Here is a 24509-nt window from a genome sequence, read left to right on the forward strand (position 1 = left end):
ATGAAACGCTTTGATAACATCACCTTATCCCACACTGAGAGCGCTTTTGCCTTCATGTTACTGCGCGTATCCGTTATCAATGTCACCCCTGCTGCGTTTAAATCATCAAACAGAGCCTGACTGATATATCCCTTGTCGCCGTAAAGCGTTCCTGTTAATCCCGTTGCTAACTCACGGACAGGCTCCCGATCATCGACATTACCCGGAGTGAGTTTGGCTGACACAATTTCTCCCTGATGATTGACTATCAGATGCAGCTTAAAACCGAAAAACCATCCCATTGACCCTTTTCCTCGTTTCGCTATGCCGTCAAACACCTTATGGCGAGGGATACGAATGTTATGACAAACACGAATACTTGTGGAATCGACAAAAGCGAGTCCCGTGGGTTTCCCTTTCACCTGCGTCAAATAGCTACAAAGCGGTCCTAAAACTGAGGAAACGACGCCTAAGAACCGGGTATAGCTGAGCAGGGTGGGAAAGTCTTGTTGATGGTATCGTCGGACTAGTCCAAAGTAGAAATTTTTGAAATCGCGATAATGTGACATATGAAAAGCAATCACAATGGTCATAATCTCGCTGGCACTCATGCGGCCATGACGTCTGCGTTGACGATGTCCTTCCTCGATACACTGTTGTTCCCAGAGTGGAATGAATACACGGCAAAAATCATCGACATCGCAGAAGAGTTCAACTAGTTTATCCATGCCTGTTCCTAATAAGGTCGTTTTTTTCTTGGTCGAAAATTTTGATCTTGGAACAGGCACTTAGTTCCATTTTTTTATCCAGAGTTCAGGTTAATTAACCCGTTGATATTCTCATTGATCCCTCTTTCCCAAGGCGAGTAAGGGTGGGCAAAGTAAATTTCGGTTTCTAATTTTTTACTCATGGTTTCATGATCTGCGAACTCCAAACCGTTATCGAAGGTGATGGTCTTAACCCTTTGTTTTAACGGATATAATACTTTCACCACCGCTTTCGTGACTTCTGATGCTCGCTTGCCATCCAGTTTAACAATAATTGTATACAGCGTTTTACGATCAACCAGGGTTAATAAGGCACTTTTTTTATCTTTCCCAATTATCGTATCACCTTCCCAGTCGCCGATACGCTCTTTTTTATCAACGAGTTCCGGGCGCTTATCAATACTGACCCGATTTTTAATTTTGCCTCTTTTTTCATAGCAACCATAGCGTTTACGATAGGGTTTTCTAGCAATTCGTAGATGTTGCCATAAATCACCCCCCTCTATTTTATCTTGATAAATCAGCCTATAAATCGTCTCATGATGCAAAAATATCCCTTTATGTTGCTTCAAATAATCAGCCACCTGCTCAGGACTTAAATCTTTCCAAATTAACCGTTTTATCCATTTTTTTACTTCCGGTGTGATTTTCACGGCTTTCTTAGCAAAATGACGACGAGCCAATCCCTTTAAATGAGCCTGTTCGGGGCAGTATGTCTGGACTTCTTGATTTCTCTTCAATTCTCTGCTGATGGTCGATGGGCTTCGCTTAAGTGACTCAGCAATGAAACGCTGTGAAAAACCCGCTTTTTTTAAACTGGAAATCTGATATCTTTCTGTCTCGGTCAGTTGTGTATAGGCCATAGTGCATTTTCCTGTGGCGGGAAAGGTGCCTACTATAGCAACTGACCGCCTTTCTGAAAAATTGCACTTATTAGTCGAATCCGCCAACTGATGAAGAAAACTTTATCTTTTATAAAATACATAATAGCGGCTTCTGTGATTTTCATTATAACGATGAAAATCATAGATATGATAACGCCGACTAGCTTCATTACATCATTCGCCAGTTTTTGGGGAATATATGGTATTGAGAATGTTATGGATTTATATCTAGATACATCATCAATGCTATCAATAATAATATCCATTATATTGATAGTAAGCTATCAAAAAAATATGAAAAAGAGGAAAAAGTAGAATGTAAGAATAAAATCCGGCTAGTCTGGTTTTATTCTCAACTTAAAATCAGCCATTAAGTGGTATTATGTGCAAACAGATTAATCATTAATGACTGATTTTACATTAGTTTCAATATCAAGTAAAGCATAAGATGTAGTCATGTGATTACCGAGGGAGACTGACTGTTCCTGCCGGATATTTGCCATTTATTAACCATCCTGAATTCGATGATAGGAATATTTTTGATATTACGCCACAAATATCACCAGCTAAAACACCATTATCTCAAGAGGAGATACAAGCTCGCATTGCTGCCGGCAATAAAAGAAGAAATAAAAAAAGCAAATAATCCTATTGTTGAGGAATAGCATAATAGTGTACAGACTCACTGACAAAAGATAGAGCATTTTTACGTTCTCATTTTTTCAAAAATAATCCCATAAAGCGTTTTACCTTTCAAACCACCGCGTGGTCTGTTTTACAAGAGATTGTGACGTAATATCGAGACGTTCTGGCTTATGATAGGGTTAAGAAAAAAAGCGAAATGAAAACCGACATTATTCCTAATTCCCATCCAACATTTCCAATTAACGCCATAGCAGCAGGATTCGCAATTAATGTCAGAGGAATCATCATTTTAAGAATAAAACCGAACCTGCCATTAAAGATACCAATAGGAAAACGCGCAATAATAATATTATTTAAAAACAAGGAATCTCGGTGTTCATTACCAAGCCACCAAAACGAATTAGCAGTCCAAATAAACAAAATACTGTAGTACGTTATCATTCCAGTCAGCAACAGCAAAATGTACAGAAGTAAATTGATAAAATTAAAGCTCAATGAAGCAAAGGTTTTGTTGCTTCCTAAGTAACATTTCAAAATAATAGATCATCTGAAGGGAGTTCAGTTAAATTTTTGCGTTCTGAACATCCAATATTAACGTAAATATAAGTAATCGATGCTTTGATAAAATGGTTATTATTATGCGAATGTAAGTTAAAAACTTACTTAAATAAATAACTTTCATTGAGTAGTTGTTGTAAATATAATATTTTCTCGTTTTTTATTTTATACCCTATGGATTTCAAGATGCATCGCGACGGCAAGGGAGCGAATCCCCGGGAGCATAGAGAACTATGTGACCGGGGTGAGTGAGTGCAGCCAACAAAGAAGCAACTTGAAAGATGACGGGTATATAGTATTTTATTCTTTAGGCTTTTATATTAATGTATTCGGTAAAGATTTGCCTGAGGAAATCTGAAACAATGTTTTTTGTAACTTGGTAGAAATACTATACCTTGACAATGAGTGGTAATGACTAACTGATAAGACAGAGAAACAGATTGTGGCAAAGAAAGAAAAACGGCCTCACCATGATGCATTATTCAAGCATTTTTTAACGCAGCCCGAAACGGCCAGGGAATTTTTATCCCTTTATCTGCCCGAAGAGGTCCAGTCGTTGTGTGATTTAGCCACATTGAAACTGGAACCCGGCAGTTTTGTGGACCGGCATTTACGTCAACTGCACAGTGATGTGCTGTACTCGGTTAAAACAGTTCGAGGACAAGGCTATATCTGTTGTCTGATTGAACATCAGTCCACTCCTGACCCATTGATGGCCTGGCGGTTGATGTATTACGCCATGTCAGCCATGGCGGCTCACCTGAAAAAAGGCCATACTGAACTCCCTTTGGTGGCGCCTCTGCTGTTTTATCATGGTGAGGTTCGTCCTTATCCTTACTCAAACCGGTGGCTGGATTGTTTTACGCTCCCTGAACAAGCTGCTCGCTTATACCGTCAGGCGTTTCCGTTAGTGGACGTCAGTGTGCTCAGCGATGAAGAAATCCTGACACATAAAGGCGTTGCCCTGATGGAGCTGGTGCAAAAACACATCCGATGTCGGGATATGCTGGAATGGGTCCCCCAATTGGTGGAACTCTTGAATGCAGGGTATAATACAGCCGAGCAGCGCAATGTGGTGTTACGCTATATTTTACTGAATGGACATACGCTGGATCTCTCCCAATTTGTCCATCAATTGATTGAACAATCTCCGGAGCATGAAACGATGTTGATGACTATTGCAGAACAGCTTGAACAAAAAGGGCTTGAGCGAGGTATTGAGCAAGGCCGAGAGGAAGGTATTGAACTAGGCCGAGAGGAAGGTATTGGACTAGGCCGGGAGGAAGGTATTGAACTAGGCCGAGAGAAAGGTAAAGTGGAAACGGCTCAAGCCTTATTACGGCATGGCGTTAGCCTGGATATTATTGTCACCAGTACCGGACTGAGCCGGGATAAAATTGAAGCGTTAAAGCATTAAATTAATCTTCTTTTTCACAGAAAAATGCCGATATTCAAAATCGGCATTTTTGTTCTTATTTATAGGGAGCAAAATGACACCTTAAGAGCATGGGGAACGCGATTAGGTGAGTTGTTTGCGGAAACAAAATCACGGTTTATAAAAAAAATTATAATTTTATAATAAACCAATTATTGTCTTAATGAACAAATATCAATTTTAACTATTTACTGAACTTCGTAGAAAATCGATTAAATCGAATTACTACTAAATCTCATAATCAATAAGTAATCAAAAAAGTACCAATTACTGAACATAATTAATATTGATTTCAAATTTCAAACTATAATAGACGTATTATCTGTCGCCCTAAAGAAACAATCTAACTTCAAACATGATTTCATTTTATCTATTTATTACTACCGTAAAAAATCCATTTTATTAGCACTGCAATAAGACTATCTTTTTCTTCTCTAATCGGAAGAGATACTTTTCCTCTTATACCACCAAGATTATTTTCTCCTATAGCGATTTGTATAATCATACTTACCTATCGATTTTTTGATCATAAATTAATCGATGAAACAGAAAATAATTCTCCATTCATAATTTCTCTACCCCTAAAACCAAATAAAACAGCACAAATACCTAAAATGGTTAACCTCTACCATACCAATTAATAATTAGCCTTCATTATTAATTAATATTCCCTCTAAAGATTCATTACTTATAATCATGCCGCTTTATTAAATGCGAACTAAATAATCGCGAAGTAAATTTTTTCAGTATAAATAATAACCTATATGTCAGGTTGCTGCGGTAGCTATACCCATAGCTCAGTGCTAGTCAAAACCTCAGTGTTAATCAAAATAAAGCAATAACACTTTGTTTATCTTTTAAACGTAAATAACCAATAAGGAAAAAATTATGTCTACAACTCCAGAACAAATCGCTGTTGAATATCCTATCCCTACTTACCGCTTCATTGTCTCAATCGGTGATGAAAAAGTCCCCTTTAACAGCGTTTCCGGGCTCGATATTTCTCATGACGTCATCGAATATAAAGACGGCACAGGCAATTATTATAAAATGCCCGGCCAACGTCAGGCGATCAATATTACCCTGCGTAAAGGTGTCTTCTCCGGTGATACTAAACTTTTTGATTGGCTTAATTCTATTCAACTTAATCGGGTCGAGAAAAAAGATATTTCAATTAGCCTGACTAACGAAGCCGGTACTGAAATTTTAATGACCTGGAGCGTGGCAAATGCTTTCCCAACTTCATTAACCGCTCCTGCTTTTGATGCCACCAGCAACGAAGTTGCTGTTCAGGAAATTAGCCTGACCGCAGATCGAGTCACCATTCAAGCAGCTTAAGGCGCATTTATAAAGCGGTTTACTCAGAATATTGCATAATAATTGGAGGCTACATGCCAACGGTACCAACATATCCCGGCGTTTATATTGAAGAGGACGCTTCACCCGCACTCTCCATTCGTTCCAGTGCAACAGCAGTGCCGGTCTTTGCTGTTGCAAACAACGGTTCATCAATATCAGATAAACTCTATATTCGTGTTAGTAGTTGGATGAACTATTTAACATTAAAAGGCGAACCATTTAATCCCAAGAATATCCTCGACGTTTCACTGCGTGCTTATTTTATTAACGGTGGTGGATATTGCTATCTCGTCAAAACTAAAGACTTAGAAACACAAGTGCCAAAACTCGACGATGTGACATTACTGGTTGCCACCGGCGAAGAAATTAAAGATGCAGTAAGTACACTTTGCCAGCCGGGCAAAGGATTATTTGCCATTTTTGATGGCCCACAAAATGATACTGACATAAAAGAACCAGAAAAAGTCCTCAAACTTTATTCTCCTACCGCTTATGGCGCAGTTTACTACCCTTGGCTAACCGCTGAATGGGGAGAAAATAAAGCCGCCATTGATATTCCGCCCAGTGCAGTGATGGCCGGTATTTATGCCAGTGTCGATAACAGCCGAGGGGTCTGGAAAGCGCCTGCTAACGTTCCTATTCAAGGAGGATTACAACCTAAATACCCGGTAACCGACGACCTGCAAACGAAATATAACCAAGGCAGGGCACTGAATATGATCCGTACCTTTCCTAAGAGCGGCACGCTGGTTTGGGGGGCTCGTACACTTGAGGACAACGATAACTGGCGTTATATCCCGGTTCGCCGTCTGTTTAACAGTGCAGAGAAAAATATTAAAAATGCCATGAGTGCTATGGTATTTGAACCCAACAGCCAACCCACCTGGAAAGCGGTTCACCGCGCTATCGATAACTATCTCTATGCCCTGTGGCAGCAAGGCGGCTTAATGGGTAACAAAGCCGAACAGGCTTACTTCGTCCAGATCGGTAAAGGTCTCACCATGACCGATGACGATATCAAGCAGGGCAAAATGATTGTCAAAGTGGGTCTGGCGGCAGTTCGTCCAGCCGAATTTATTATCTTGCAATTTACGCAGAATATCGCTCAATAATCGGAGGCAACATGCCAACAACACCAACCTATCCTGGCGTCTATATTGAAGAAGATGCATCACTGGCTCTCTCCGTTAGCCAAGGGAATACGGCAATCCCGGTTTTTATTGGCCGTTTCTCACCGAAAAAAATCAGCGCAACACCACAAATAACACGCGTGAGTAGCTGGTTAGATTTTACTAACCAGTTTCATGTGGGTTGTATTAGGTCGGTAGCAATCAAATTAACTGAACCTACTCCGCCACCAGCCCCTTCCGTTCCTGAGAAAAACGAAGGTAATGAAAAAACCGAAAATAATACAAAAGATAAGGACAATGTAGAAACTGAAAATAATGTAAAAACCAAGGACGATGCAGAAACCGAAAACAATACAAAAGCCAAAAGCAATGTAGAAACTTTTGCCGCCCAAAAGAGTACGCTTGATACAGACGATAAAAATAACAGTGATTCTTACAATATAACTGCCGTCACCTACACAACAAGCAGTGATGCTTTAAAACTTTATTTCCAAAATGGTGGCGGTCCCTGCTATATCCTGCCAATTGCTGATACCAAAGATACTACTCTGGCATTAATTCCTGAATTAATTGAGCAGGCTTTAGAAATTACCTTGATCGTCTGCCCTGAACGGGATTCTTCTTATCAGAGTGCAATATATGGCAGCCTGACCCCTTTATTAAAGGCAGGATATTTTCTTATCGCTGATAATCAGGATAAAGAAACCGCACTCAATGTTAGCCTGCAATCACAAACCGCAACTTATTATCCTGCGGTTAAAGTCTCACAACTTATTCAGGTGGAAAAGAGTACCATTGCAGTTGAAGGTTATCGGGATGAAAAAGTTACCCATCTGGCAGAACTCAAAAAGCAAAACCCAAAACTCCATACACAAGTTACCAAGGCAATAGAACAAAAAATTGCAGAGAACAAAAACCTCATTCCTGCCAGTGCAGTCATGGCTGGTGTCTATTGCGCCACTGACGCCAGCCGCGGCGTCTGGAAAGCACCGGCGAATGTTGTTCTCAGCGAAATTAGTGATGTAGCGGATCGGCTCAGCGACAATGAACAAAGCACCATAAATCAAAAAGGCATCAATGCTATCCGTTATTTCAGTAACAAAGGATTTGTCGTCTGGGGCGCTCGTACTCTGCAAGATGATGACAACTGGCGCTACATTCCGGTTCGGCGTTTATTTAATGCGGCAGAACGGGATATCAAGCAAGCCATGCGATTTGCCGTTTTTGAACCCAATAGCCAACCTACTTGGGAACGCGTTCGGTCAGCCATTGATAACTATCTGCATCAACTCTGGCAACAAGGAGCGCTGGCCGGTAATAGCCCGCAGGAAGCCTATTTTGTCCAGATTGGTCAAGGTGTCACCATGTCCGACACTGATATTAAGCAAGGCAAAATGATCGTCAAAGTTGGCATGGCAGCGGTCCGTCCGGCTGAATTTATCATCCTGCAATTTTCGCAAAATGTAACACCGTAACCGTACTGAGGCGCGGTTCGCCGCGCCTGTTCTATTGAGGAACCGAGAATGGAAATCACACAGCCCGGCGTCACTATCACGGAGAACCTGATATCCCAGCCACAAGATGAGGCATTTATCGGTATACCGGTTTTTATTGGTTACACCGCAAAAAGTCCAGACAACCAAACCGCCGTCAAGTTAAATAGCCTGACCGACTTTACCCTGTCATTTGGTGAATCAGGATTAACGTACTATTCCGTGCGTCACTTTTTTGACAACGGGGGTCAACAAGCCTATGTACTGTCGTTAGGATCTGATGAACCACGCGGCAATTTTCAATCATTGAGCTTTACCCTACAACAAGATTGGGTTAAACAAGCGATTGCGGCACAGAGTGCTATCACGCTGATTGTGGTCCCCGATATTGTCTATCTGAATCAGATGGATGCTCCCGATTCAGAAATCGATCAATACGACAAGATTCAGTTCTGGCTACAATTTTGGCAATCAGTACTTAACCTCTGCCAGCGCCGACGTGGCATCATGGGATTGCTGGATGCCCCCGATGATCCCGCATTGGCTGCGGAATGTTTAACGCAGCTCTCTTCCAGTGATCGGCAATGGGGTGCCGTATACTGGCCAAGATTGAACAGTGCCTATCAGGAACAAGATCGGTCTGTTGTTCTTTCGCCGACTGCGGCGGTGGCCGCCATTATTCAGCGTAACGATAACCAAATGGCGGTCTGGCACGCTCCCGCGAACGTCGCATTAGCCAAGGTGATAAGCCCAATACGCTCTTATATTGAAGCAGATGCCCTGTTTAATCAGGATGGCACCTCACTGAATCTGGTGCGTAGTTTTCCCGGCAAAGGGATAAAGATCTGGGGATGCCGCACGCTGGACAACACCCCCGACTCTCCTTGGCGCTATATCCAGACACGCCGTCTGGTTTCCTATATCGAAGCCCATATGACTCAACTGGGCCGAGCCTTTGTGTTTGAACCGAATAACGCCATCACCTGGATGAAGTTTAAAGGTCAGGCTTACAACTGGTTACGTCAGTTATGGCTAAATGGCGGGCTACGGGGCACTCAGGAAGATCAAGCCTTTGAGGTGTTACTGGGCGTTGATGAATCGATGAGCGAAGCGGATCTGCGGGCCGGGAAAATGATCATGAAGATCAGGCTGGCGCTATTAATTCCGGCGGAATTTATTGAGCTGAGTCTGACATTTGATACCCGTACCGGCATCACCCATTAAACAGGGGCAAAATATGAACAACTTATACACCCCGTCGGTGTCACACCGTTTTATCGCCAGTTTTCTGTTTAACAACATCCCTAGCCCACTCGACATTGCCTTCCAACGAATATCGGGCCTCAGCCGCGAACTGCAAACCACCCAACACAGTCAGGGCGGAGAAAATGCCAGAAACGTTTGGCTAGCCGAGAAGATCCAACACGGCAGTTTGGTGCTGGAACGCGGCGTGATGACCGTTACGCCGCTGACCTGGGTATTTGATCGCGTCCTGCGCGGCGAGAAAGCGGTGTATGCCGATGTGGTCATCATGCTACTGAATGAACATTCAGTTCCCGTAGCAAGCTGGACATTAAGTAACGCCCTGCCGGTTCGCTGGTCTACCGGCGACCTTGATGCCAATAGCAATACCGTTTTGGTGAATGCACTGGAATTACGTTATCAGGATATGCGCTGGTTAGGAGTGAAAGCATGACTGTTGAAATTAAGGAGTTGATTATTCAGGCCAAAGTCACCGATTCAGCGAGTCACTCGGTCACTCCACGAACACTGGCGCAGGAAGCGCTGGATAACGCCCACCTGATTGAAAAGGTGAAACAAGCAGTATTAGATGCATTGCGTGAAACAGGAGGTCATTATGAGCTTAATTGAACGCAGCCTGTCCAAACTCACCCTCACCGCCTTCAAAGACCGCGAGGGGAAAATCTCCGTAGGCAGTTTACAGGCGATGTATAACCCTGATGTCATCCAGCTCGATTATCAAACCCGTTATCAGCAGGATGAAAGCATTAACAGTGCCAGCCAAAGCAGCCGCTATGTGTTATCCCAACCGGCGGGTCTATCATTAATCCTGTTATTTGATGCCACCATGCCCGGCAACAACACGCCGGTAGAAACCCAACTGGCAACGCTAAAAGCCTTATGTGCCGTGGATGCCAGTACTCACGTTCCCCACTTTCTTAACATCAAATGGGGCAAAATGCGTTGGGAAAACAAAGGCTATTTTGCCTGCCGCGCCAGTGGCCTCAGCATTCATTACACCCTGTTCGACCGGGATGCCACACCGTTGCGGGCCAGCGCGACCCTATCTCTGGTGGCAGATGAAAGCTTGGTTATTCAAGCCACCGAGCAGCAATTAAAATCTCCCCCGGCGACTGCGGTTAACGTAACGGATATGCTCTCCCTGCCATTGATCGCCTTAGGCGCCGGAGCGTCTTTGGCGGGTGGGATTGATTATCTCTCGCTGGCCTGGCAAAACGGTCTGGATAATCTTGATGACTTTATCCCCGGACAAACGTTGCAAGCACAGGGGAAAGCATGAAGATACCGACGATAACGATCAAAATCGATGGCAAAGCCCTCAATCAATTTACGGTTATCAGTCTGACCGTTAACCATCACATTAATGGCATCCCTTCGGCCAACATTACTTTGGGGATCGCCGGTGATGCCAGCCATATTTTTGATGCCAAGGCACAAGCTGAACTGGCAAGTTGCCGCCCCAATCATCAACTTAGCGTACAGATCGAAAAAACCGTGGTGTTTAAGGGGATCATCGTTCGACAAGCACTGGGGCTTAAAGGTCAGGACAGCATCATTACTTTGACCGCCAAGCATGCGTTGCAAAAATTAACTCACAACTTCCACTCGCAACTGTTCAACAAACAGAGTGATGAGGCGATTATCAAGAAGCTGTTTAGCCAAGCGGGTATCCCTGTCACGATAAAACAAGCCCCGCAGCTTAAAACGGTGCATGAACAAATGGTGCAGTTTCGCTGTAATGACTGGGCTTTTCTAAAAAATCGGCTGTTCGCGACCCACACCTGGCTACTGCCCGGTAACGATAGCGTGACGCTGGTTTCCCCGGAATCACTGAATCGGTCAACCGTACATACCATCCACCAGCGGGCTAACCATCAGGATGCGGTGTTATTTGAGGCTAATTTACAATGGGATAATCAACGTAGCCCCAAAACCGTGAGTGTACAATCCTGGGATATCGCCCAACAAAAACTGTCTCAAGCCCATCAGGCAAAAAGCAGCGGACTGGGTCGCAATCAACTCGCCACAGATAACCTGACATCATTGACCAACCAAGCATGGCAATGGGTTTTCAGCCATCCGCTGGACAATGAACAGGCCAAACAGCTTGCTCAAGGTATCCTGAATAACCGCCGAAGTCATAACGTCTCCGGTAATTTTGAGGTCGAAGGCAATAACCGTTATCACGTCGGTGATGTGCTGGCATTAAACGGCTTTGGTCAGGGGATGGATGGTCAGGCGATTATCACCGGCGTCAGTCAGACCATCAATCAGCGGCAAGGCTGGCGTACCCGGCTAACGCTGGGGCTACTACCGGAAACAGAGCAAGTTATACCGCAGGCGAAAGAGCTGCATGTCGGGATCGTGGAAAAATACCAGCGAGATAGCCAGTCATTAGGTCGTATTCCGGTCAAAATACCGGCCTTAAACTTAACCAACGGCACCCTTTTCGCCCGCCTGGGTAAACCTTACGCCAGCCATGAAAGCGGCTTCTGCTTCTACCCGGAACCGGGGGATGAGGTGATTATCGGCTTCTTTGAATGTGATCCCCGCTTCCCAGTGATATTAGGCTCCATGCACAACCCTAAAAACAAGGCACCGTTAGAACCGAGTGAAAAAAATCCGGTGAAAACCTTAGTGATTAAACAGGGGGAGAACCAGCAGGAATTATTATTTAATAATAAAGATAAAACCCTCGCATTAAATAGCGGAAAACATACCTTATCTCTGCAACAAGATAAAGATATCACGCTTAATTCGACTAAAAACCTCATTACCAATGCTCAGGAAATTAAAATAGAGGCCCAAAAATCGCTGTCTGCTTCCGGGAAATCCGGGGTGGATATTAAAGGTGCGAAAATTAATTTAACCCAATAATTAAGGTAATGAGATGACAAACACAGTATTAACCAACACAGTATTAGCCGATATTTATGGTCGGGGTTGGGCCTTTCCGCCGCAATTTTCTATCAAAGATAATGCGCATCCTGAAATAGCAACCGGCGTAGCAATAGCGGAAGGGGCAGAAAACGTTCGCCAAAATATGAAAATTCTTTTTCTCACCGAACCCGGCGAACGAATTATGCATGAGAATTATGGTTGCGGCCTGAATGATTATCTGTTTGCCAATATCCGTGACGAAATGATGGTCGAAATTCAAACCCGTATTGAAGAACGAGTATTGCGCTATGAACCCCGCGCCGATATCAGCGAGATCCAGGTAAATCAGAGAATAGACATGCCCAATACCTTGCATATTCAGGTCACTTACATCTTGAGAGGCAGCGAAATCGGCCAGCAAATTGAAGGCGCCCTTGAAGTTAATGAAGGCCGGGTACAGGTGAGTTTATGAGCAAACAACTGGTGGTGGATGGCGACAATTTGCTGTTCGAACCGTTATTTGGCAACCGACAAGTCACCATTCTGGGGCCAGCAACCATCCGGGGTAGCGGACACGTCAAAATTCAAGGCAAAAAGATCGTCATAGTGGGTGATGAAAAAAAGGTCCAACTGCAAGCGCAATATATTACCCCAAGCCACCCGGTTCCCGGCATGGGAATAGTCACCATTGCTCAATTGGATGCCAGCCAGCAGGTAAACTTCTGCCGTAGTCCAGTCACGGTGATTGTAGTCGGACAACAATTTATCGCCTGTTTTACCCCGACACAGCCAGCCAATAATCCATCGAGTGGCCCGGATGTAACAGCCCCCAGTATGGGCAAAGGCCGTTTTATTGCCAGTCAATATGCGGTCACTGCCGGATAAATAATTTTTCCAACTTTAATTTTAAATAATCACGATCCCCTGAAAATCTATACCTAATAGATTTCAAGTTGCAGCGCGGCGGCAAGTGAACGAATCCCCAGGAGCATAGATAACTATGTGACTGGGATGAGTGAAAGCTGCCAACAAAGCAGCAGCTTGAAAGATGAAGGGTATATCGGGAATAATTGCATAACAGGTGGTAAAATATGGGACAGGCTGAGTTAGAAAATAAACTCTCTGCAATTGTGCCAGATACTGAATTTAAACTTGATGAAAGAAGCACGCTAGATATTTTAAACTGGCTTAAAGCTTATGCTGAAAAAATTCCTTTTGATCAAGAGAAAAAACAGTTCTGGGATAGCTTTTACTTTATTCAAGCAAATCATCCTCAACAATTAGCCGACATTTACCAAAATGTTAATAAGGCGGATGGCTTTTTACCGGCCCATCAAGCTTTTGTTTTGGCTTTTTTAAAATTATTAGAAACAACTAATCGATTATTAAATACTTTTCCGGCCCGGCACCGTAATCTTTACTACCGGGAATTATTGGGGCTGAAACCTAAAAAAGCGCAAGCAGATAGCGTTGCTTTAAGCATTACCTTAAATACAGATAATGCAGAATATTTTATCCCTAAAGGAACCCTATTTGATGCCGGACAGGATAGCGCCGGAAATCCGTTACAATATGCATCAGATACCGATCTATTAGCGAATCAAGGAAAATTGACCGATCTGCGTTGGCATCGGAAAGATAACACCGACTGGAAATCGGCAATAATATTAAGCCACTCAGATAATATTAAATTACCTGAAAACGGTATTAAACTTTTTAGCGAAACATCCCATGATGTCAAAGTTCAATCTACCACCATAAATTGGGGAGAAGCAAATATATCATCACTAGCCAATAATACATTCTATTTAGGCTTTACCGATGTATTACCGGGGCAAACGTTATCTCTATACTGGCAGTTAGACGGCTTTGAGGAATTCTCCATATCCTGGTTTTATCTTAATAAAGACAATACATGGCAGTCATTAACCCAACTGGTTCACGACCAAACCCGCAACCTGTTTGATCGGGGAACTTTGCGAACTTTGTTACCACAAAACGCTTCAAATCAAACCTCTCTAATGCCAACAGATAAATACTGGCTAAAAGCTGAGATGGTACCAACGGTATCTGGTGAAAAACCGCCTAATTATCCAAGAATTAAAGGACTGTTGTATAACGCTATAACCGCTACTCTAATTAACGCAGAAACCATTGAGTCGGATCACTTGCTAAATGGATTAGCTGTCGGCAGCATTAAACAGCCGGTGAACTCATCTGTTGGAATCGATGAAATAACTCAACCTTGGGCCTCGTGGAACGGTCGCCCGCCAGAAACCGAACAAGCCTTCCTGACCCGACTCCCTGCCCGGCTATCTCACCGTAACCGGGCGCTGAGTTGGGGCAACATTGTCACTTTATTAAAAGAGCAATTTATCAGCCTGTTTGATGTCAAATACCCTTCTGCCAGTGAATTAACCAAAATCCCGGCACCGGAAAAACAGCAACTGATTGTGATTCCTGACAGCCGTTACAAAGATAACGATGATGCGCTGCGTCCAAAATTAAACCCCGCTCGGCTGGCAGAGATGGTCGAATGGATCAAACAACTCAGCAGCCCTTGGGCAACCCTTGAGATCAGCAATCCCACTTACGTTGACGTTAATGTGAACTACCAAGTGACCTTTATCGCAGGTGTTAACCCCGACTACGGATATCATCAGCTACAACAGGAGTTAAGCCGCAAATATATGCCGTGGGGCGAAAATGCCGCTATCGGCGTGACAACCGGTAATCGCATTGATTATTACCAGTTATTAGCCACGATCCAGCAATCTCCTCTGGTGGAACGCGTCACCGATTTAAGCATAACCATCGCTAACCGAGTCACCGGTGCCGTGGGTAAAAGTATCGAAGCCGCCGATGATGAAGTGCTGATTTTAGTCTGGCCAGAGCCGCGCCCCTTAAACCAAGGAGTTAACCAATGAATCATCAGGATGCCCTGTTTCCCATCGTCAAAGACGATATTACCTTCGATGCCTTACTCACTCAGGCCAAAACGGTGATTGAGCAGCAATCCGGCCAATGCTGGAGCAATACCAGTGAAAATGATCCCGGTATCACCTTATTGGAAGCCTGTTGTTATGGTGCCTCCGATCTGGCCTATCGCCACTCATTACCACTGAGAGATCTTCTTACTCCAAAGCCAGAGGAACAGATACCCGGCGACGGTATTTTCCCCCAAGAATTTGGCCCACAACAAACGCTGACCTGTGGCCCCATCACCGCGGAGGATTATCGCCGGGCTTTGCTAGACCTGCACAGCAGTGACACGATTAATGACACCCACGAAGATTATTTTTTCTTTAATGATGTCCAATTAATTCGTGAACCTGAAAATCAACGTTATCAATATTGGTATAACAAACAGAAACGTGAATATAGCTTTAAAAACTCCGGATCAGACAGCCAATTAGCGCTAAGAGGAAATTACTGGCTCTATTTACTCCCTAACCGGGAAACGCAGGCCGATAATAAGCTGGCTCAGGAAAAGCTCCACGCTTTCCTAAAAGATAACCGTAATCTGGGGGAATCCGTCAGTCACATTATCTGGCTGCAACCTACTGATCTCCCTTTGCAGATTGATATTGAACTTGAAGAGAACGTCATCGATTTTGCCGACATTTTCGCCCAAGTTTATATGACGGCGGAACAGATGGTGCTGGCAAAACCCGAACGTTATACCACTCAAGTCATGAAAGATCAGGGTTACAATCATGAAGAGATATTTTCCGGCCCTTATTTACATCACGGTTGGATACCGACATTACCTCAAGTCAAAGATTACACCGGCGCTACCGTATTAAATCTCAGCCATCTGGTTAACCGATTATTAGCGATTAAAGGTATTCAAAGTGTAACCCGGCTGGCATTAGCTAATCACGACAAAACTATTACTCAATTGTCGGACGATAATTGGTCCTGGAAAATCACTCAGGGATATTACCCCAGATTATGGGGCAACGATCCACTGGCATTAATTACCTCAGTAAACAGCCCGCTTACCATTACCGCCAAAGGGGGCGTTAAAATTAGCGTTTCTAAACAAGATATAGAGGAAAAGCTTATTGCGGAGCCACTGATTGATACACAGCCAGAATTACTGCATTGGGGTAAATATCGTAAAGTCCTGGATTACTATCCAGTGAGTCATAAATTACCTGCCTGCTATGGATTGCAGACCAGTAAACCAACTCCACAGCAAGTGCAGTTGCACCAATTTATGCTGCCATTTGAACAAATGCTGGCTAACGGCTGTGCCGAACTGGCCCTGTTACCGAAATTACTGGCCTTTAAACAACGAGGGGAAACGGTACATGGTGTGCAGTGGCCTTTTAAAGCCAATACGGTCAGTGACAACGTTCATCAACAGATCATTGCTGATTTAACCGCAAAACTAAGCCGTGATTCACAAATCTATACTGATAACCATATTCAGAAGTCAAACTATATAAAAGAGGCGACAATTCTGAATCATCTGTTAGGCTATTTTGGTGCTCAACTTGCCGCCAGACCACTCACATCAAACTCACTGTTGGGTTTCAAAGATTTTCTGTCTACTCAGCAAGGCTATCTGGCTCAACAACCCGAACTAATCTATCAACGTAATAATATTCGGATTGATAAAGTGTCGGCGCTACAAAAACGAATTGCTGCCCGGTTAGGTTTGGGCGGAGAATGTTTCAGCGACACACCCGATCTGGCTAACCTGCCTTTCTATTTAATTGAGCATCGTCAGCTTTTACCAATAAAACCCGATGCGAAATTCAATGATAAACATAAACCTGACGATCTAAAGATAATTGAAGAGAATTCAGGCTTTAAAAATCATCAACTCATCATCACCCAGCAAGGTATTGCAGGTCGGTTATTACAAGGTCAGGTAATTAACCTGATTATTATTGAAGGTGATAGAGAGTTTATATTACGGGGCCAAATGATCACCGAAGTGACAGGAAATTCATTCTCCATTAACACCCGTAACAGTAGCGATTTGGAACGCAATCTTGACAGAATAAGACTGGCATTTAATGATGGTAATCTGCGCTGGCAAAATAGCCCAGTGTGGCTGGAAGATATGGATTATCAATTGGTTTATGCCGATGAGACATATAAAAATGTTACCGAAGATGAACGTTGGATTACTTCCAGTGCTCAAAGCCCCTTCCCTGCCATGATCGAAGTCGATGATGAAATCACCCTGAAATATGTCATTACCCCATCTGGGCCAACCCAAAAAATATCAGCTCGTACAATTCTCCCTGAACCGCCTGAATATGAACTCAAAGCACGGGTGGTTAAATTTGATCGTATTCAAGGCAAGATATTAATTAAACGCAATCAAAACTCACAGCATAAAGACTTTCCAAAAGAGACCGAAGCATGGCGCTATCGCTGGTACTTCTCCAGCGAAAAGTACGCCTTGGCCGATCGCTTTTCATTTGTGGTCAGTGTGGTCGTTAATCGTCAGTTAATTGAGAATAACAAAGTTGACCCTTACAAGCTGGAGTCTTGGGTGAAAAAGGAGATTCTCGCTGAATTTCCCGCGCATATTTCGATGATTATTCACTGGCTATCACCGGAACATTTTAAAGATTTTGCCAGCAGCTATAAACGTTGGCAAAACAATGGCGCACCTTTAGGGGACGAGGCATATCATATTTTAGAAACCTTAACCTTGGGACGCCTACCTTCTGATGCAACCGGTATTGGTAATATGCGAATTGCCACTGAACAGCAACGTATTGAGGTAATTGGTAAGTCTGGAGATAAATGGAATGAAGAAGTCATAAAAAGTGATCAATTATTATATGTACCTTATACCGGAGGAATAACTAAACTAAATGCAATGATTAATAAAAATAATATCAAAAATAGAAATTAATTTATCCCATATAAAAACAAATGAATATATCATCACAAAAAATTTATTTTAACATTAAATATCTCTTCCTGTTTAATTATACAGAAACATCTATACCCAATAGATTTCAAGTTGCAGCGCGGCGGCAAGTGAACGCATCCCCAGGAGCATAGATAACTATGTGACTGGGGTAAGTGAAAGCAGCCAACAAAGCAGCAATTTGAAGGATGAAGGGTATACAAGACATTTAAATCAGAATAATTCAATATCATATATAAGGTAATAAAAATGGAAAAAAAACCTAATCTATCTAATGCAGAATCCAATATGGAAAATATCAAATCAAATGGCCCATCAGCAGATAATTTAAAAAAACGCTTCAAAGAAGGCAGTATTCCATTACAAACCGATTATGCCGACCTAATTAATATTGCTGATATGGGCCGCCGGGCTGTTGGTAAAGCGCCCGATCAGACGGATAATCCAAATTCAGCCTTAGTTCTGAATAATAATAGCGGACTAGCGGTAAAGGTTAACTCTAGCGGCGGCTTACAAGCTGATAACAATGGTGTGAGCGTAAAAATCAAAAATAAAAGCTTATTAGCTGATAATAGCGGATTAGCAGTCAATACCGGCAGAGGATTGAGAATTAACAACGATAAACTTGAAGTCGATAATCATTACGGTATTGAAATAGTTAATGAAGGGATAAAAGTTAAAGCTGGTGAAGGTATTAAGGTAGACAGTAACGGAGTCAGTTTAAATATTGGGGAAACTAAAAATTCCCGTTATTCTTCATTAAGACTCAGAAATAATGTTTTCTCTGTAGAACTTAATGATGGTCTGATTGACAGATCTGGTGGAATAACAATTGGTCAGGGTGATGGCATTATTGTAGGTAACCAGACAGTATCAGTCAAAGCCGGTAACGGTATCACAGTTAATTCAAACGGTGTCAGTATTGATCCCAATAAAGTACTCCCCAGAGGAATGATTGTAATGTTCTCTGGTGATAGCGCTCCTCCTGGATGGGCTTTTTGCGATGGAACGCAGGGAACCCCAGATTTAAGAAGTCGTTTTGTCATGTGTGGAAATAACTTTTCTGATAAAGGAAATAGCGATAAAGCCAATGGTAGTGGTAATGGAAAAAATTTTTTCAAAGATACAACATCAAAGACAATTTCGGTAAGTGTTACTGTGGAAGATACTATATTAGAAGAATCACACATACCTAGTCATAAACATATTGGGGGTATGCCTTATAATCAGAATCGAGGAATAAAATATAATTATGCCTCTTTCTCACAAACCAGTTATCAAATAAATAATAGAGAAAACAGTTCAATATGGTGTTATCCTTCAACCGGAGAAGATTATCACCCATATACATCAAACACAGGAGGAGGCAAAGGACATGATCACCCGGCAACAGCATCATCCTCTTCACATAATCATAGCGTTGATGTAATTCCGCCTTATTATTTATTAGCCTTTATTATGAAACTCTAATTCTATTCTACAAATACAGACTTAAATTACCTATTATTTACTCATTACCAAGGAAATATCGATATGACTTCGGAGCCAAATCTGTTAAATCAGATTACCATTACTATTGAGGCTGACAGTCAACAGGTGGCTAAAAAAGTATTGCATGGCTCCCTGCTTAATCAAACCAGTATAAATAAATTACTCAATTCCTATTTTGATGAATATAACATTCATCAAGATATCTCTTTAGAGAAATTAACCCTGAACCTTGGTGAAATAAGTCTCCATAACTTTAATTCATTATTTCCCGCTCGTCTAAAGATAGAGCTGAATAAAGCACTTAGCCAATATCAGGTAAACGATCATAAAGAAGAAATTCTACTGAATAAATCAATATCCAGTAAATTTATCAATAAGTTATCTTTATCTGGCGATAATAATTTCATTAATGCAGAGAATTTTATTCACTCGTTATATCAACAAGATCCCCAATTAAATACACTGGAGGCAATAACCAATAATAAAGATATTAATAAACTTACCCATCAATTAGCACAGATAGAGAACCAATGGATATTGCTATTGGCAAAAAGCTGCCTATCTGAACACGGTATACAACGATTTTTGGCGATCAAGCAACCCGCTTTATTAAGCGCCATCAACCGCAGATTATCCGCAAGAGTAAACAAACCACAACATCAGGAGGAGCTTGTCTCCTCCGGGCAACTGATACTTAATGTACTGGAATATCTACATCGACATAATGCACAGGATATACCTAAACCCAATGCGAAAATCATTTCACGTATTACAACTGAACTCAATAACGGCGTACTTAATGCTACATCTGTTATTACATTATTTCGCCAAACTATGACCGACAATACTCCATTAAATAGTTGGCTGAAACAACTCTGGCAAACCGTTTCTATTTCACGACTTTGCCAAAATCATCTATCGGTTGAAGAATACCAATATCTGTTGGAATATTTTATACCAAACCACACAGATAAAAATCTACCCAGTAAAAAATCAACCATGAATAACGTTAATTTCTCAAACGTTCAGCAATATCAACATTCGACAAACCAAAAGATAATTGCCGAAGATCAGCAAGCATTATCAACATCGGTTACAGGAGGAAATAGACCTAACCCACTTCGAACTATTAACAGACCACACTCTGAACGAACTGTATTACCTGAACAAGTCCTTCCATGCCAAGTCAGTAATGCGGGAATATTAATTTTATGGCCGATGTTGCCCGCACTATTTAATCAACTTGGTTTACTTGAGAAGCAAAAATTTATTCATCGTCAAGCCCGATTCAGCGCCGTTAATTTCCTTGACCATCTGATTTGGGGAACCGAAGAAACACCGGCAGAACGTAAGAGACTCAATAATATTCTGTGTGGATTAACGGCTGATGAAAAAAGTGAATCAATCTCTCTTGAACAAAAAAAACAATTAATAACCGCGCAATGTCTAGATACCGTTATTACTCAACTTCCCGGCTGGAAAAAATTAAGCCACAGTGACGTCCGCCAACTGTTTTTACAACGACCAGGTGAATTGCTGATCAATGATCAGGAAATTAAAATCATCATTCAGCAACAACCATTTGATGCATTGCTGGCCGATTGGCCGTGGCCATTAAATATCGCCAAACTTCCCTGGCTGGACCACGCTTTATTAATCGACTGGCGAAACATTTAACAGGTTTATATGAACTCTTTACTTAAAAACAACCACCATATGGTGACAGAATTACGCTGGATTTATCCCCATCTGGAACGTATTGATTTGCGGTTACAGCATTACTATTACCAAAACAGAGAAAAATACGATTATTTACCGGAAAGCTTTCTACTTAACGAAGATGAATTAGAGCAGCATTTGGTAAAGCCACAAGGTATTCCTCATTGGATAACCAAACAGGATGATATTATTAATGTCCCTGAAATCGAAGAAAACCCCAATGCATTATCACTATTAGTCGAACGTTTTGATCTCACTGAATTTGAACAGGATGTTTTATTATTAGGTTTATTACCGCACTTCGATAACCGTTATCATGCATTATTTGCCGCTCTGCACGGTAACAGTAAAAAACAGTGGCCGAGTTTTGCTTTAGCTATTGAATTATTTAGCCAACGCCAAAGTGACCGGCAATTACTGCAAAACAGCTTTTTACCACAAACACCGTTAATCAATAACCAACTATTACGGCTCAATAATCACGAAGAGTCTATTTGGCTACAAACCCAATTTCTAACTCATAGCGCTGTCTGGCATTGCTTATCAGGCCAGCAAATTATTTTACCGCCGTTGACAACCTGTACTTATTGGCATTCTCCGGCCTCACATCGTTGGTATCCACAAACTCTTTGTCATTCACTTGAAAAGATATTACTAAATGAAACCGATGAAATACGCCCGTTGGTCATACTCAGAGGAAAACCGGATAGCGCCAGAGAATTAGCTGTCAGTCATATTATGGCGTCTCATGATATTAGTACCTTAACCCTGGATTTAGCCCGTCTGCCGGACGAAGAGAACACCGCAGCAATATCTAACTTGCTGATGGATGCAGTCCGGGAAGTCAGGTTACACGATGCCTGCTTATTAATCCGCAATTTTTCTTTATTGACAGAGGAAAAGAGAATATGGCACAACGAGTTATCTACATTATTAAACCAACCAAAATTACGCGTAGTTTGTCTAGCAGAACCACAAGATTCATTAATATGGATTAAACATCTGCCAATAGTGCAAATTAATATGCCCGCACTTACTCTGGCAGATAAAAAAACCATGCTCGAAACAAGCTTACCGGATAATATCGCTCAGGAAATCAATATTACTCAGTTATGCCAACGTTTTTCATTTACCGCAGAAACATTGCCGCAAATCCTTAAAGAAGCGAGTCAATATCAAATACTCCGAGAACCAAACGGTCAATTGGAAGAAATCGATCTGCGAAAGGCATTAAGTTTCCGCGCCCAACAAAACTTCGGTAAATTAGCTCAACGAATAACCCCCAAACGTAGCTTTAATGATTTAGTCATTTCAGGCGCATTAGCGCAACAATTAAAAGAAATTATTGCTGCTATTCATTATCGTGACCAAATTCTGGCTACTGGCTTTCGGGAAAAAATCGGTTATGGCACCGGCATTAGTGCACTATTTTACGGAGAATCCGGGACCGGAAAAACCATGGCCGCAGAAGTGATTGCCGGGCATCTCGGTGTTGATCTAATTAAAGTCGATCTCTCTACCGTGGTGAATAAATATATTGGTGAGACGGAGAAAAATATCTCCCGTATTTTCGATTTAGCCGAAGCGGATTCTGGAGTGCTATTTTTCGATGAAGCGGATGCTCTATTTGGCAAACGCAGCGAAACCAAAGACGCCCAAGACAGACACGCTAATATTGAAGTTTCTTATTTATTGCAACGACTAGAAAATTATCCGGGATTGGTGATTTTAGCCACCAATAATCGTAGTCATTTAGACAGTGCGTTTAATCGTCGCTTCACCTTTATTACGCGTTTTACTTACCCTGATGAAACATTGCGTAAAAAAATGTGGCAAGCCATCTGGCCGGAACAACTGACATTATCCAATGAAGTTGATTTTGAATATCTGGCTGAACGAGCTGATTTGACCGGGGCTAATATCAGAAATATTGCTTTATTAGCATCAATGTTAGCGAAAAATGACCACTGTGAACAAATCGAAAATCAACATTTAGATCGGGCGGTTACACTCGAATTAAGTAAAACAGGCCGATTGGCTTTTTAAACATTCAATAGAATAGGAATAAACATGACAACCCTAATTGCTTCTGACAATGCAATTATTGAAGTAAATAATGCATTAAATACTATTTTATCCCAGTATTTAAATACCAATGGCAATAAGATTGATATCCGCTTTGATCTACCCGAAATTAATTCCATTCAATCGGAACCGACGGTTAGTGTATTTCTTTATGATATCAATGAAGATCTTCAATTACGTTCTGCCGAACCAAGACGCTATAACCCGATGACCAGCACACTATTACCGGGATGGGTCAATATCAATTGTAACTATTTAATTACTTACTGGGATGCCAATAAACCATCAAGCGACAGTTCAAGCCCGGATAGTCAGCCCAATAATCAGGCGGCGAAAGTGATGACTCGTATTCTGAATGCATTAATTAACAACCGTCAATTAACCGGCATTCCCGGTGCCTATACTCGAATTATTCCCCAACAGGAGAATTTAAATAGCTTAGGTAATTTCTGGCAAGCTCTCGGTAATCGCCCTCGCCTCTCTTTAATGTATTCCATTACCGTACCAATGAAATTACAAAATATTGAAGACAGTGTAATACCAATCAGAAAAATATCCTCTTCTGTGAATCAAAAACCAAATATAGATAATTCACAAATAAATCAAGCTTTGAAAGATAAATTGTGTGCCGATTTAGGTGGTACGGAGGATATTCGCCTTGCCCTAGCTAAAGTCAATCTGATCACTGAATTCGCTATAGGCAATAATGAAAGTCAGCAAAATATAAGTGTTATTCTTGAAACTTCTGGCATTACCCATTCAATTCATTTACCACAAATAAAAGATATTCTTGCAAAATGGCAAAATAGTCAAAGTGCTGTTGTTGAGATCAATAGTGTCGGTATTATTATTTCCAAAGAGAACTCTGACAAATTAATTGGAGTTTAATTTTATCTTCATTATTAATATAGCTGACACC

At 41.9% G+C, this 24509-nt stretch carries 21 protein-coding genes and 1 pseudogene; 18 read left to right on the forward strand and 4 right to left on the reverse strand.

The features are described from left to right. Together LG003_RS13275 and LG003_RS13280 are read right to left on the reverse strand one after the other, a co-directional pair. The coding region (locus tag LG003_RS13275) for an IS982 family transposase (protein ID WP_262980932.1) at positions 1 to 707 on the reverse strand (707 nt) is incomplete at its 3' end. Positions 708 to 799: 92 nt separating this feature from the next. After that, positions 800 to 1609, reverse strand: a pseudogene (locus tag LG003_RS13280) (IS30 family transposase); the annotation flags it as partial. A gap of 517 nt (positions 1610 to 2126) precedes the next feature. Here LG003_RS13280 and LG003_RS13285 point away from each other — a divergent pair. Beyond that, entirely contained in the window at positions 2127 to 2276 is a 150-nt protein-coding gene (locus LG003_RS13285; RefSeq protein ID WP_262980933.1) for a hypothetical protein, read from the forward strand. A 167-nt stretch (positions 2277 to 2443) separates the two neighbouring features. On the opposite strand, the gene LG003_RS13290 is transcribed toward LG003_RS13285, so the two are convergent. Next, positions 2444 to 2809: an ABC-2 family transporter protein gene (locus LG003_RS13290; protein WP_315903388.1), complete on the reverse strand. Its 366-nt coding sequence runs from the start codon at positions 2807 to 2809 to the stop codon at positions 2444 to 2446. Between the two features lie 466 nt (positions 2810 to 3275). Here LG003_RS13290 and LG003_RS13295 point away from each other — a divergent pair, with 466 nt between their 5' ends. Further along, on the forward strand, positions 3276 to 4250 hold the full coding sequence (locus LG003_RS13295; RefSeq protein WP_262980934.1) for an Rpn family recombination-promoting nuclease/putative transposase: 975 nt from the start codon (positions 3276 to 3278) through the stop codon (positions 4248 to 4250). 388 nt (positions 4251 to 4638) lie between these two features. Here LG003_RS13295 and LG003_RS13300 read toward each other — a convergent pair whose 3' ends face one another. Beyond that, positions 4639 to 4773: a hypothetical protein gene (locus LG003_RS13300; protein WP_255566867.1), complete on the reverse strand. Its 135-nt coding sequence runs from the start codon at positions 4771 to 4773 to the stop codon at positions 4639 to 4641. A gap of 383 nt (positions 4774 to 5156) precedes the next feature. Between LG003_RS13300 and LG003_RS13305 the strand changes: the two genes are divergently transcribed. From LG003_RS13305 to LG003_RS13380, 16 genes are all read left to right on the forward strand, one after another. Continuing rightward, positions 5157 to 5606 carry a phage tail protein gene (locus tag LG003_RS13305; RefSeq protein ID WP_112876573.1) on the forward strand — a complete coding sequence of 150 codons (450 nt, stop codon included), beginning with the start codon at positions 5157 to 5159 and terminating at the stop codon, positions 5604 to 5606. A 53-nt stretch (positions 5607 to 5659) separates the two neighbouring features. Beyond that, positions 5660 to 6739 carry a phage tail sheath family protein gene (locus LG003_RS13310; protein ID WP_262980935.1) on the forward strand — a complete coding sequence of 360 codons (1080 nt, stop codon included), beginning with the start codon at positions 5660 to 5662 and terminating at the stop codon, positions 6737 to 6739. An 11-nt stretch (positions 6740 to 6750) separates the two neighbouring features. Beyond that, on the forward strand, positions 6751 to 8232 hold the full coding sequence (locus LG003_RS13315; protein WP_262980936.1) for a phage tail sheath family protein: 1482 nt from the start codon (positions 6751 to 6753) through the stop codon (positions 8230 to 8232). A 48-nt stretch (positions 8233 to 8280) separates the two neighbouring features. Continuing rightward, positions 8281 to 9474, forward strand: a complete 1194-nt coding sequence (locus LG003_RS13320; protein WP_262980937.1) for a phage tail sheath family protein — start codon at positions 8281 to 8283, stop codon at positions 9472 to 9474. Between the two features lie 13 nt (positions 9475 to 9487). Beyond that, the gene (locus LG003_RS13325; protein WP_112876577.1) at positions 9488 to 9946 is read left to right on the forward strand and encodes a phage tail protein; all 459 of its coding nucleotides are present in this window, start codon (positions 9488 to 9490) and stop codon (positions 9944 to 9946) included. Continuing rightward, on the forward strand, positions 9943 to 10122 hold the full coding sequence (locus LG003_RS13330; protein WP_112876578.1) for a DUF5908 family protein: 180 nt from the start codon (positions 9943 to 9945) through the stop codon (positions 10120 to 10122). The genes LG003_RS13325 and LG003_RS13330 overlap by 4 nt, the downstream gene beginning before the upstream one ends. After that, positions 10109 to 10792 carry a CIS tube protein gene (locus LG003_RS13335; protein WP_262980938.1) on the forward strand — a complete coding sequence of 228 codons (684 nt, stop codon included), beginning with the start codon at positions 10109 to 10111 and terminating at the stop codon, positions 10790 to 10792. Before LG003_RS13330 ends, LG003_RS13335 begins: the two co-directional genes overlap by 14 nt. Beyond that, on the forward strand, positions 10789 to 12390 hold the full coding sequence (locus LG003_RS13340) for a phage baseplate assembly protein V (protein ID WP_262980939.1): 1602 nt from the start codon (positions 10789 to 10791) through the stop codon (positions 12388 to 12390). The genes LG003_RS13335 and LG003_RS13340 overlap by 4 nt, the downstream gene beginning before the upstream one ends. 13 nt (positions 12391 to 12403) lie before the next feature. Next, on the forward strand, positions 12404 to 12865 hold the full coding sequence (locus tag LG003_RS13345) for a GPW/gp25 family protein (protein WP_262980940.1): 462 nt from the start codon (positions 12404 to 12406) through the stop codon (positions 12863 to 12865). Further along, positions 12862 to 13278, forward strand: coding sequence for a hypothetical protein (locus tag LG003_RS13350; protein ID WP_112876582.1), 417 nt, complete (start codon positions 12862 to 12864; stop codon positions 13276 to 13278). The genes LG003_RS13345 and LG003_RS13350 overlap by 4 nt, the downstream gene beginning before the upstream one ends. 206 nt (positions 13279 to 13484) lie before the next feature. Continuing rightward, positions 13485 to 15320 (forward strand): hypothetical protein, encoded by a 1836-nt coding sequence (locus LG003_RS13355; protein ID WP_262980941.1) that lies wholly within the window; start codon positions 13485 to 13487, stop codon positions 15318 to 15320. Next, positions 15317 to 18277: a hypothetical protein gene (locus tag LG003_RS13360; protein ID WP_262980942.1), complete on the forward strand. Its 2961-nt coding sequence runs from the start codon at positions 15317 to 15319 to the stop codon at positions 18275 to 18277. The genes LG003_RS13355 and LG003_RS13360 overlap by 4 nt, the downstream gene beginning before the upstream one ends. Before the next feature lie 267 nt (positions 18278 to 18544). Next, positions 18545 to 19765, forward strand: a complete 1221-nt coding sequence (locus tag LG003_RS13365) for a phage tail protein (protein WP_262980943.1) — start codon at positions 18545 to 18547, stop codon at positions 19763 to 19765. A gap of 63 nt (positions 19766 to 19828) precedes the next feature. Beyond that, positions 19829 to 21463, forward strand: a complete 1635-nt coding sequence (locus LG003_RS13370) for a contractile injection system tape measure protein (RefSeq protein ID WP_262980944.1) — start codon at positions 19829 to 19831, stop codon at positions 21461 to 21463. Positions 21464 to 21472: 9 nt separating this feature from the next. Then, the gene (locus LG003_RS13375; RefSeq protein WP_262980945.1) at positions 21473 to 23551 is read left to right on the forward strand and encodes an ATP-binding protein; all 2079 of its coding nucleotides are present in this window, start codon (positions 21473 to 21475) and stop codon (positions 23549 to 23551) included. A 24-nt stretch (positions 23552 to 23575) separates the two neighbouring features. Then, positions 23576 to 24478, forward strand: coding sequence for a DUF4255 domain-containing protein (locus LG003_RS13380; RefSeq protein ID WP_112876588.1), 903 nt, complete (start codon positions 23576 to 23578; stop codon positions 24476 to 24478). Positions 24479 to 24509: the final 31 nt, after the last annotated feature.

The organism is Photorhabdus kleinii, assembly GCF_025384885.1.
GTDB classification, from domain to species: Bacteria; Pseudomonadota; Gammaproteobacteria; order Enterobacterales; family Enterobacteriaceae; genus Photorhabdus; species Photorhabdus kayaii.

Coding starts and splice junctions, on each gene's coding strand:
- LG003_RS13350 (WP_112876582.1), top strand. CDS start 12,862: ATGAGCAAACAACTGGTGGTGGATGGCGACAATTTGCTGTTCGAACCG.
- LG003_RS13380 (WP_112876588.1), top strand. CDS start 23,576: ATGACAACCCTAATTGCTTCTGACAATGCAATTATTGAAGTAAATAAT.
- LG003_RS13365 (WP_262980943.1), top strand. CDS start 18,545: ATGGAAAAAAAACCTAATCTATCTAATGCAGAATCCAATATGGAAAAT.
- LG003_RS13375 (WP_262980945.1), top strand. CDS start 21,473: ATGAACTCTTTACTTAAAAACAACCACCATATGGTGACAGAATTACGC.
- LG003_RS13315 (WP_262980936.1), top strand. CDS start 6,751: ATGCCAACAACACCAACCTATCCTGGCGTCTATATTGAAGAAGATGCA.
- LG003_RS13330 (WP_112876578.1), top strand. CDS start 9,943: ATGACTGTTGAAATTAAGGAGTTGATTATTCAGGCCAAAGTCACCGAT.
- LG003_RS13345 (WP_262980940.1), top strand. CDS start 12,404: ATGACAAACACAGTATTAACCAACACAGTATTAGCCGATATTTATGGT.
- LG003_RS13305 (WP_112876573.1), top strand. CDS start 5,157: ATGTCTACAACTCCAGAACAAATCGCTGTTGAATATCCTATCCCTACT.
- LG003_RS13370 (WP_262980944.1), top strand. CDS start 19,829: ATGACTTCGGAGCCAAATCTGTTAAATCAGATTACCATTACTATTGAG.
- LG003_RS13320 (WP_262980937.1), top strand. CDS start 8,281: ATGGAAATCACACAGCCCGGCGTCACTATCACGGAGAACCTGATATCC.
- LG003_RS13360 (WP_262980942.1), top strand. CDS start 15,317: ATGAATCATCAGGATGCCCTGTTTCCCATCGTCAAAGACGATATTACC.
- LG003_RS13340 (WP_262980939.1), top strand. CDS start 10,789: ATGAAGATACCGACGATAACGATCAAAATCGATGGCAAAGCCCTCAAT.
- LG003_RS13335 (WP_262980938.1), top strand. CDS start 10,109: ATGAGCTTAATTGAACGCAGCCTGTCCAAACTCACCCTCACCGCCTTC.
- LG003_RS13300 (WP_255566867.1), bottom strand. CDS start 4,773: ATGATTATACAAATCGCTATAGGAGAAAATAATCTTGGTGGTATAAGA.
- LG003_RS13355 (WP_262980941.1), top strand. CDS start 13,485: ATGGGACAGGCTGAGTTAGAAAATAAACTCTCTGCAATTGTGCCAGAT.
- LG003_RS13310 (WP_262980935.1), top strand. CDS start 5,660: ATGCCAACGGTACCAACATATCCCGGCGTTTATATTGAAGAGGACGCT.
- LG003_RS13325 (WP_112876577.1), top strand. CDS start 9,488: ATGAACAACTTATACACCCCGTCGGTGTCACACCGTTTTATCGCCAGT.